Source organism: Streptomyces chiangmaiensis (genome assembly GCF_036281785.1).
GTDB lineage: Bacteria > Actinomycetota > Actinomycetes > Streptomycetales > Streptomycetaceae > Streptomyces > Streptomyces chiangmaiensis.
On sequence record NZ_JAYWVC010000249.1, the window covers coordinates 1 to 10364 of the forward strand.

Genomic DNA, 10364 nt, shown 5'->3' on the forward strand with positions numbered 1-10364 from the left:
GTCCGGCGTGCCGGTGTTCGGCGCGGCCGGTCAGGGGCGGCATGGTGCGGCGCTGGGCGGCGAGGGCGAGCCCGCCGCCGACGACGAGCGCGGCGGCGAGCAGCACCCCGGCGCCCGGGCGGCCCGCCGCACCGAGGACGCTCACCAGGGCCGGGCCGGCCAGGTAGGACACGCCGTTGGCGAGGGCCTCAAGGGCGAAGGCGGTGGGCAGCGCGGCAGCCCGTTCGCCGGACAGCAGGGCGGACCAGCGAGCGGCGGACAGGGCACCGAGCTGGGGCAGCGTTGCCCCGACCAGCACTCCGGCGACGAGGTCCGGAACGGCGCCGGCGAGCAGCAGGCCCACGGCCCCGGCATGCGCGCCCAGCGCGCAGGGAAGCACCCGCGCCTGCCCGAACCGGTCGACAAGGCGCCCGAGTTGGGGCCCGGCGACGGCGTCCGCGACAGCGAATCCGCCGGTGACGAGACCGGCGGCGGCATACGACCCGGTGCGTGCGTGCACCAGCCAGACGATGCCGATCCCCGTCATGGCGATGCCCAGACGCCCGACAGTGGCGGGGAGGAAGAAGGCTGCGGCACCCGAAGTGCACAGCAGAGTACGATAGTTCGCCGAAGCCGAAGGCACGGCGCATCCCTTTCGCCGCCCGGCGGGACGCGCCACACGAGGTCGTCGGCGTCCGGATGTGCCGACCCGTGGCTGCGCCTGAAGCCGTCCAGTGGTGGCGTGGAGCGGGGACGCGCACCCCACGCCGACTCCGTCACCGGGCAGATGCCATGTGGTAGTTGATGACCTCCTTGAGCGTAGAGGAACGGCGCGCAGAAACGAACGGGTGCGGGTCTTCTGAAGTGAGCTCGCCGGTCAGGCCAGGAGTTCGTCCACCCGCTCGTGGGGCAGGAGCAGTGCTTCGGGACGGGAGAGGGAATCGATGAGGGAAGTGAGGAACCTCACAAGCGGTTGCCCCTTCTCTGGTATCCAGCGCGATGCACCTTGGTCCAGGGGCGTTGATGTCAGTTGCTGATGTCAGCGGGCTTGGCAAGCAGCACTGATCACTTGGGCAGTGGACAGCGGTCGAGGAGCGCCACGCACCAGCGGAAGTGGCCGTCACTACCGTCTGAGGCGAACAGATCATAGGTGGTCATGGCATACGCGGCCTGGTAGAGAGCCAGGGTTTGCGGCTTGTGGTGGAGTTCGGCGGCGAACAGGCGCGTGAGAGCGGCAGCGTGCTGTTCTGCGGAAGGCCCGTACATGTTCCAGATGACAGCTGTGACGGCCGCCTCGAAGGCGGCGTCGCCGGCGGTGGTGAAGAAACCGAAGTCAAGGACGGCGGTAGGGCGGCCTGTCTCATCGACGTGGATGTTGGGCGGCACGAGGTCCCCGTGGATGACGCTGACAGGGGTATCGGGAAGTGCCCTGAGGGCCCGAACAGCCCGTTCGACCCTGGTGGAAAGATCGGGGACGTGGTCGGCGAGCAACTCGCTGTGGCGCCGAGTGGCACGCTCCACGAGGGCAGCGAGTGCGTCCGGAAAACGTGTGTGCCCCTGCCACAACGGGCGGTCGTCGCCCTGAACCGTGAGGCACCGCATAGCCTCCGTGCCTGGGACGGTGGAGAGGCCGCGAAGGACCGTAAGGAGAGCGTCGGTTTCACGAGAGGTCAGACCGCGTTCTGGTGGGGACGCTGCGGAATCGGGACGGGATGGTGCCCCTGTCAGCTCACGCTCATACGTGACGAGGATGCCTTCGCGCCTTTCGACGTCGAGGATCTCCGGTGTGGCGAACGGCAGCTGGTGGTGAGCGATGTCCGCATAGACCCGGCGGGTGAGATCCAGGTCAGTCGGTGACCGTCCGCTCCACACCTTGGCGATCACGCCCTTGCCGAGCCAGTAGACGGCGCCCTCGACACCAGCGGCCAGAGGCCGGGCGGCGCCGTAACCACGGTGGGCGAAGTGCTGGAGCCAGTCCGCGGTGTGTCCTTGGCGGTAATTGACCATGAGGGAAGTACATCTCTTCCATTCGGGAGGTGCACGCCGATTTCGTGCTGTCCGCGCAGCCTGTTCGGAAGACTGCGTATGCGGATCAGTGCTCACCTGGGGCGACGTGGACCTCGCGCGAACGCAGGCGGCTCGCCGTTGTTCCCCGTTGGTCGCAGACCGTTCGGGCACGGAAGGGGCACAGCACCTCAGGCCGTGAAGTTCCGCTTGGCGCAGGCGTCGGTTTCGTCAGTCTCAAGATCCACGGCCACAGCAAGTGGCCAGACGAGTTCTTCAGAGCGCTTGCTCGGCTTCCAGGAGTAGGCAGATGGACAGCGCGCCCCAGGTCCGCCATGCTGCCTTGGTGTTGATGGGCCAGCGTTGGCTGCATCGTGTGAGGGGTGGGGATTGATGGAGCAATTGCAGGTCGCAGCTGTGCCGCCGGAGCGCATCCGTTACCGGTTGACGCGCCTCCAACGCCTGCTGCCCGCGCTGCCCAGCATCGTTTTCGTCCCGGCCTTCCAGGTCTTGATCTGGTTGGACGGGGGACCGTTCGGTCCTCTACTTGTCTCAGGACTGCTCCTGTGGGGTGTCCTGCCGGTGCTGATCACCTTGCTGCCCTTCGGGGTCACTCTCACGCCATCGGCGGCCATCGTGCACAATCTCCGCCGCCGCACCATCCCGTGGTCGAACGTCCAAGCCATCCAGATCGAGTCTCTCTTCGGAAGCCGGACCGTCGTGATCTACGAAGCGGGCGGCCGCCGTGCCCGCCTGCGGGCGCCGATCGCCGGGTTCCTCAGCTGGGATCGCAGCTTCGAGGAGAAGTTCCACACCATCGGTAGGTGGTGGCTGGATCACCGCGGCCCGGACTGGGCTCCTGTCCCACCTCCGGGGGTGCAGTGGGGTGGCCCACCGGCGTCCGACGGGAGCCCTTACGCCCCTCCCGAGTAGTCAGCAGCTGATCCACGCACCCTCCGGGGGGCGGAGTCTCCATGACTGGGGCAAGCCACGGGGCGCCGCCCATAGTTGGAGTCAGCGCCCGTGCCGGCCACAGACTCGAAGGTCTGGCCTCATCCTTACCAGGTCGACCACGGACCCCCTGGAGGTCGGAGGGATCGGAGCTCGGCGGGGGTGTGGTGACCGCTGCGGGCCCTTCCCGTCCGGCTCGGTTCGCCGCTGTTGGTTTCAGCCGTTGATGTCAGCCAGTGGCTTGACACTCTCGGGGCTCGGCTACGACTGCCACCTGCGGCAAGCATTCTTGCGACCACAAGGTCTGCCGGCTCTTCATCACAGATGACCTCGGCCATTGGCGGATCGCCCTTGAGCATCGGCAGGTAGCCGGCGCCGCTTCGGAAGAGTGCCCACTGATCGCGTTCGGTGGTCCACATCCGCTCGTACCCGGATGGGTCTCGGTCGCTCATGAACACTCCCGGCGGCAGCGTAGCGCGCGGTGGGTGAAGCGCATCCTGACGACTGGAGCAACTCGCCCTGGTCTGCTGTCGGATCTCGTGAACAGAGCCAGCCACCGCGTCCACGGCCGTAGCGACCACCTTGTTGATTACGCCACGACCTCACCGGCCAGTCCGACGGCGGGGGGTTCGCCCGCCCACGCTGCCTGGAGCAGCCGGACGACGCCGTCTCGAGTGACCGGAACCGGGTTGGCGTAGGGGCTCGTCACGACCTGCTCGGCGATCCGGGCGATATCGGCCTCTGCCATACCCAGCTCGGCCAGCGACCGGGGTGCGCCGAGCTCACCCGCGAGATCCCACAAGGCGCGTGCGGGATTGCCGGCTCCGAGGGCACGGGACAACGCCGCTACCGCGGCTGGGGTGGCCCGCTGGTTGTAGGCCAGCGCGTGCGGCAGGACCGCCGTGTGGGTCGGCGCGTGCGGCAGGTCCAGTGTGCCCCCGAGCGCGTGGCAGAGTTTGTGGTGCAACGACATCGTCGTCGCGCCGAGGCAGGCTCCGCACAACCAGGCACCGAAGAGCGCCCGCGCGCGGGCGTCCCGGTCCGATCCGGCGGCGACGATCGCAGGCAGCGCGGCCGTCATCGCCCGTACGCCCTCCTCCGCCATCATGGACACGATGGGCGAAGAGTCGGGGGCGTAGAGCGATTCGACGGCGTGTGCGACGGCGTTGAGCCCGCTTGTCACCGACATGCCGATCGGCAGGTCAGCGGTGAGCTCGGGGTCGTAGAGCACGCTCACCGGCAGCACACGGGGGTCACGCCCGGTGCGTTTGCGGCCCCCCTCGGTGAGCCCCCACACGGGCGTCATCTCCGAGCCTGCGTAGGTCGTCGGCACGGCGACGATCGGCAGCCCCTGCTCGAGCGCGACGGCCTTTCCCAGCCCGATCGCCGAGCCGCCACCGACGGCCACGCACGCGTCGGCGCCCAGCGCAGCGGCGCGCTCCCGGGCCAGGTGGGCGACCTCGATCGGAACGTGCATCCGGGCCTGCGCCAGCACCCCGGCCGCGCGTCCGCGAAGCGCCTCCGCGGCGAGCTCGCCGGTCTTCTCCTGCTCCGGCGAGCACAGCACGAGTGCGCGGCCGAGTCCCAGTCGGCCGAGCTCGGCACCGAGCTCGGCGATGACCCCGGGTCCGAAACGCACGTGCATCGGCAACGCGTCATAGGTGAAACCCGTGGTGAACGCGTCCGCGAATGCCACTCCGGACGATTGGGCGGTCATCAAGCCTCCTTCTCGGCAGCCTGTAGCACCACGGCGAAGTCCACTGAGCGGAACGGGTTGCGCAGGCCGGCCTGAGCCGCCCGTGCCGAATCGTCGACCCATGGGAAGTCCCGTACGAGGGAGGGCTTCACCCCGAACACCGTGTCGCTGTCGATGTATGCCGAGTCCGCGACGAACAGGTGGGTGGTGACGGTACGCATTCCCGGCGCGGACACCTCGAAGTGGATGTGTGCCGGCCGGTTCGGGTGCCGGGACGTCGCCTCGAGCAGCTCCCCCACGGGTCCGTCGCCGGGGATCGGGTAGTAGCGCGGAACGATGGTGCGGAACCAGAAGTGGCCCTGGTCGTTCGCGGTGAACAGGCCGCGGAGGTTCTTCTCCGGCTGCACGTCCGGCTGCTGCACATCGTAGAAGCCGTCGGCATTGGCTTGCCACACATCGATCTTCGCTCCCGGCACCGGACGGCCGTCCGGCCAGGCGACGCTGCCGGTGACCAGGCACGGCTCCCCCTTGCCGTCCTCGGCGATGGTGGCGCCCAGTTCCCGGGGCGGGGAGGTGACCATGTGGAACGGCCCCTCGACGGTCGACTCGGTGAGCACGCCGTCCGAGCGGTTGTTGATCGTCTCGACCAACATCGAGATGCCGAGCACATCCGAAAGCAGGATGAACTCCTGCCGGGTGTCCGAGCACTTCTGGCCGGTCTCGGTGAGGAAGCGGATCGCGGTGGCCCATTCCTTCTCGGTCAGCTCCACGTCCTTGACGAACTCGTGCAGGTGCGTCACCAGCGAGGTGAGCACCCGTTGCAGCCGCGGATCATCGGTGTTCGCGAAGCTGGCGGAGACAACTTCTGCCGAGCGGGCCTCGCTGAACAGCTCCGGGCCGGCTTGGGCCGGTTGAGCAGGCGTGCCGCGGTCGGACGTGGTAGGGCTCTCGTTCACGGTCATTCTTGCCCCTCGGGTGGTCGGGTGCCGGTACGGCCGGCCTGGACGGGTCCAGTTCGGGACTGCCGGTGGCCGGCGCGCGAGACGGTTGCCCACGTACGTGTGGATACCGAATCCGAAGGCAACGTGCTTCGCTCGTCGGCGCGGTCGATATCGAGCTGGTCCGGGCCGAACGTACCGAGAGACATGTTGAGCGCGTCGTGCCGTTGAGGTCGGTCTCAGCCCAGAGCCCGACCGTGGCCGATTGGCCGGGCCTTGATCGTTCGGATGATCGGTGCGGCAGCGGCCAGGGCGGCGAGCGCTGCTGCTCCGGCCCCGATGACCAGGGCGCCAGGGCCATCGGCCACTGCCCAAGGCAGGGCGAGTGCTGCATCGAGGGACCAGGTGCCGGCGCCGGTGAAGGCGAGCGCGGCGGCGAGCACGGCCAGCACCAACGGATATTCACCGCCGCCGGAGGAGTTCCACGAATTGCCTGCTTTTGTCGTCATGGCGACTGCGGCGACGAGCATCGTCCCGGCCGCGATCGCGGCACCCAGTGGGGTGCCGAGTCCGAGGGTGAGCAGTATGGCGGCGGCCAGTTCGCAGGTCGCCGCGAGCAGTGCCATCGGGCGGCCGGGTACCTGGCCGAGCGTCTCGAAGATCGCGGCGGCCTTTTTGGGGCCCGGCCCGCTGAACCAGCCGGCCAGCTTCTGGGTGGCGTGGGCGAAGAGTACGAACCCTATGAGCACGCGGAGCAGCAGCAGTCCGACATCAAGCGACATGGTATTTCCGTCCGTTTGTTTGGTGATGATCCGGTGAGGCGGGTGGTGTTGGTGAGTGCTCCTGGCGGTGGTCGGACCGAGGGTGGGGCAGCCGCGGGGTAACAGCGGCTGCCTGCAGCCCCGATGAAGCTGCCCCGGTCGGGCGGGACGGAGGGAACTTCACCGGGGCCAAGGGGGTGTTCATCGTCTTCGAGCTTCTTGCGGCAACTCGGGTGACCCGTTGTTGTCGAAGTCGCTGTCGGTCTTCCGGTCTCAGCTCTTGCCGAGGATCGAGACGTCGGCGTTGTCGATGAGGTCGGGGACGGTCCAACCGTTCAGGTCGTACTCCGCCATGCACTGCTCGGCGTAACCGCGCATCTGGTCCGCCGCGCCGGAGGCCTCGGCGTTGAGCAACGCCTCGACCCGGATCTGCTCGTGGTTTCCGGCGTAGTTCATCTCGTACAGCTCGTGGCGTCCACCGAACTCCGAGCCGATGGAGTCCCAGATCAGCTTCATCAGCTTGACCCGCTCGACGGCGTCGATGCCGTTCGAACCCCGCACGAACCTGTCGAGGTAGGGCCGGACCTCAGGGTTGTTGAAGTCTGCGGCGCTGGAGGGCAGGTAGACGAGGGACGAACCGAGATCCCGCATGATGATCTCGCGGATGCGTGGGTAGCCCTGGGTCATGAACCAGCGGTAGACCATGCCGTACTCGAGGTTGGGCAGCAATGCCCCGTTCTTCCACTCGGTGGGCCGGGCGACCTGTACGTCCGAAAGCGCCCAGAACATATTTCGCCAGTTGATGACTTCGCCGACGCGCGTCTGCACGCCGCGGAAGTCCTTCGTGCCCGTGGTCTCCAAGCCCTTGAGCAGCAGGCCGGCGAGGAAGTCGAGCTTGACTGCGAGCCGCGTGACCCCGTGGAAGGTGAGGCGGTGAAGGAAGCCCGAGTGCGGCAGGAAGCTGCTCGCGGCCTCCGTGTCCCCGTAGATGAGGACGTTCTCCCAGGGCACGAGAACCTTGTCCAGCACGAAAATGGTGTCGTTCTCGTCCAGCCGACTCGACAGCGGGTAGTCGAACGGGCTACCGGTGACTGCGGCGTTGTAGGAATAGGAGGGGCGGCAGATCAGCTTCATCCCCGGGGCACCGGCCGGGACCGTACAGACGAGCGCGAACTCGCGTTTCTTGATCGGCAGCCCATAGTGGGCGATGAAGTTGTAATTCGTGATGGCCGATCCGGTGGCCACGACCTTTGCGCCACTGACGATCAATCCCGCGTCGACTTCCTTTTCCACATGCAGGAAAACGTCGGCGACCTCGTCCGGGCTTCGGTGCCGGTCGACCGGGGGGTTGATGATGGCGTGGTTCCAGTAGTGCAGGTTTTCCTGGGACTCGCGGTACCAGCGGCGGGCGTTGGGCGCGTACTCGCCGTAGAATTCGGAGTTCGCGCCGAGCGTGCCGAGGAAGCTGGCCTTGTAGTCGGGGCTGCGGCCCATGAAGCCGTAGGTCATGCGGGCCCATTCGGCGATCGCGGCCTGGTCGGCCTTGAGATCCTCGATGCTGCGGGGCGTCCGGAAGAACGGATGGGTGAAACCTTCGCTCCCGGTGTCGGTCGGCGTGGTGAGGACGTCGCGGTGATCGGGGTCGTGCATCGCATCGTAGAGCCGTGCGGTCATCCGTACGGCGTTGCGGAAGGCAGGATGAGTGGTGACGTCTGTGACCTTCTCGCCGTGCAAGAAGATCTCGCGACCGTCGCGGAGACTTTCGATGTACTCATCTCCCGTCATGGGCCTGGAAACCATCTCGGCAGTGGGGGTCGGGGCCGAATTGTGCTGAATGGTCATGACTTACTCCCTCGTGTGTTCGGGACTATGCGACAACCTGCTGAGAGCGGCCGGCCGCGGCCTTACCCATCAGCCGGCCATCCGGGCCGGCTGGTCGTGCTGGGAGGTGGCAAACCAGGTCGTGCTGGACGGCGCGTCGCCGGAGCCGTCCCAGGGGACGTGACCGCCGTGGGCAGGAAGAGCGTGGAACTCACCGGTGTGGAACAGCAGCGGTCGCCCGGGGCGGACCCGGAATTCCTGCACCTCGCCCAGATAGAGGACGTGGTCACCGCCGTCGTAGTGGCGCCATGCGGTGCAGGAGACAGTGGCGAGGCAGCCTGCGAGACGCGGCGCACCGCAGCGGCTGTCGTCATCCCACTCGACCGCATGCGGAGCCAGCCGTCCCGCGAAGTGCAGCGCCACATCGTGCTGCCGTGCATCGAGGACGTTCACGGAGAAGGCGGTTTGCTCCATGAGGCGGCAAAGCCGCGAGCGCCGGTCGAGTGAGACAAGCACCAGGGGTGGGTTCAGGGACACGGCGGTGAATGCGTTGACCGTCGCGCCGTGCAGCCCGCCCTCGCGCGTACGGCAGGTCACCACCGTGACACCGGTGGCGAAGTGCCCGAGGCACCGGCGTAGTTCCCGAGGGTCGATCGCCATCTGCCACACCTTTCGTCAGGAGTGCTGGACATCGAGGGCGGTCTCGATCGGAACATCCGAGCGGGCGAGGAGCCCGGTCAGTGCCCGGTTGACCTCGGTCGTGGGATCGGGCACTCCACCGCGGCTGCGCCAGCCGACGAAGCCGTCGGGGCGAACGAGCGCTGCTCCGGCCGGGCCGATCCCGTAGGCGGCCGCGATGTCATCGCCTTGTGCGTCGACCGGCCCTGTGGCCACCGGCAGGCCATTGCGGGCCGCCGCCTGCGCCGCCTCCCGCCATGGCCGGCCCGAACCCCCGGTCAGAAGGACGAAGCCCGTTCCGAACAGGTCGAGGGTGGATTGATCGGGGGCGAGTTCGACGTGAGGTGCGCGGGTTCCAGGTTGTCCGACCGCCTGCCGGGGGTGCCCGACCAGTGTGTCGTCATCTGCCGCATCGGCATCGGGCAGGATCGCTGCCGAGTGGTAGCGGTAGCCGATTTCCATGCTGAAGTCATCCACGAGCTTCGGGACGTCCTCGGTCATCAACTCCGGCGTGACCCGGTGGCGGTAGCGCGAATAGGCCTGGTCGATCGTCAGCTCACCGACCGGGCGACGCTCGGCATCGTAGCTGGTCAGCAGTGCTTCGCCGGCTGTGCCTTGAACGACCATCGCGAGCTTCCACGCGAGATTGTGCGCGTCGTGAATACCGGTGTTGCCGCCGAACCCTCCGTTGGGTGGTACCACATGGGCCGCGTCTCCGGCGAGGAAGATCCGGCCCGCCTGGTAGCGTTCGGCCACGTCGGCGGTGGCCACCCATTCCGCGACGTCGTCGATCTGCACAGGAAGATCCGGCAGTCCGATCGCACTCTGGAGGAGTCGGGCGGCCCGTTCGGTCGTGAGCTCCGGCGTGACGTCCAAGGCGCCCGGAACGGTGGGATCACCCAGCGTGTTGACGACGAGGAACCCCGACGTCCCCGTTCGCTCGAATCGGAAGAAGCCACGCAGGGCCGGGTTGTTGACGTAGATGACGCCGAGTTCGGTCCCCTTGAGGAGTTCACGGCAGTCGGCGCGGAAGTAGATCGTCGCGCTGCGGGAGAGCCGGCCGTGCCCGCCCATCTTGATCCCGAGCTGCCGGCGGATCGGGCTGCGGTTGCCGTCGGCTGCGACGACGTACCGACTGCGAACCCGGTCGACCGCGCCGGTCCCATGGTCTCGGATGGTGGCGGTGACGCCTTCGTTGTCCTGCTCCAGGGACACAACTTCGGCGTTGTAGCGCAGGGTCGCCCCGAGGTCCTCTGCGCGATCCCGCAGCAACGGCTCCAGCGCATCCTGGGCGACGAACAGGCGGCGGGAGCAACTGAACTCGGCCACCCCTTGATTGAGGTCTGGGATATAGGACGCGACCTCGCCTTCGGCCAGCGTGCGGACCTCGTTGATACCACCGTTGGGGAAGTACCGCTCTGCCGAAAGTCGCTGGAGGGGCCGTTCGAGCCCGACCGAACGCATCAGCTCGAGAGTGCGCAGGTGCAGGTGTCCTGCACGAGGGTGGATGGCAGTGCCCGGGTGGCGCTCGACGGT

Annotated in this window: 8 protein-coding genes and 1 pseudogene; 1 reads left to right on the forward strand and 8 read right to left on the reverse strand. The window is 67.7% G+C overall.

All coding sequences use genetic code 11. From position 1 onward, the window contains the following. Together VXC91_RS38320 and VXC91_RS38325 are read right to left on the reverse strand one after the other, a co-directional pair. Positions 1–622, reverse strand: a pseudogene (locus tag VXC91_RS38320) (MFS transporter); the annotation flags it as partial. A 422-nt stretch (positions 623–1044) separates the two neighbouring features. Continuing rightward, on the reverse strand, positions 1045–1986 hold the full coding sequence (locus VXC91_RS38325; protein WP_329511969.1) for a phosphotransferase family protein: 942 nt from the start codon (positions 1984–1986) through the stop codon (positions 1045–1047). Positions 1987–2376: 390 nt separating this feature from the next. Here VXC91_RS38325 and VXC91_RS38330 point away from each other — a divergent pair, with 390 nt between their 5' ends. Then, on the forward strand, positions 2377–2916 hold the full coding sequence (locus tag VXC91_RS38330) for a YdbT family protein (protein ID WP_329511970.1): 540 nt from the start codon (positions 2377–2379) through the stop codon (positions 2914–2916). Between the two features lie 607 nt (positions 2917–3523). On the opposite strand, the gene VXC91_RS38335 is transcribed toward VXC91_RS38330, so the two are convergent. The 6 genes from VXC91_RS38335 to VXC91_RS38360 all read right to left on the reverse strand — a co-directional run. Next, positions 3524–4651, reverse strand: coding sequence for a maleylacetate reductase (locus VXC91_RS38335; RefSeq protein ID WP_329511971.1), 1128 nt, complete (start codon positions 4649–4651; stop codon positions 3524–3526). After that, positions 4651–5592: a dioxygenase family protein gene (locus VXC91_RS38340; RefSeq protein WP_329511972.1), complete on the reverse strand. Its 942-nt coding sequence runs from the start codon at positions 5590–5592 to the stop codon at positions 4651–4653. The genes VXC91_RS38335 and VXC91_RS38340 overlap by 1 nt, the downstream gene beginning before the upstream one ends. A 215-nt stretch (positions 5593–5807) precedes the next feature. Beyond that, positions 5808–6350, reverse strand: coding sequence for a DoxX family protein (locus tag VXC91_RS38345; RefSeq protein WP_329511973.1), 543 nt, complete (start codon positions 6348–6350; stop codon positions 5808–5810). A gap of 252 nt (positions 6351–6602) precedes the next feature. Further along, positions 6603–8114 carry a 4-hydroxyphenylacetate 3-hydroxylase family protein gene (locus tag VXC91_RS38350; RefSeq protein WP_408057582.1) on the reverse strand — a complete coding sequence of 504 codons (1512 nt, stop codon included), beginning with the start codon at positions 8112–8114 and terminating at the stop codon, positions 6603–6605. A gap of 126 nt (positions 8115–8240) precedes the next feature. Beyond that, positions 8241–8810: a flavin reductase family protein gene (locus VXC91_RS38355; RefSeq protein ID WP_329511975.1), complete on the reverse strand. Its 570-nt coding sequence runs from the start codon at positions 8808–8810 to the stop codon at positions 8241–8243. 15 nt (positions 8811–8825) lie between these two features. Beyond that, the coding region (locus VXC91_RS38360) for an FAD-dependent monooxygenase (RefSeq protein ID WP_329511976.1) at positions 8826–10364 on the reverse strand (1539 nt) is incomplete at its 5' end.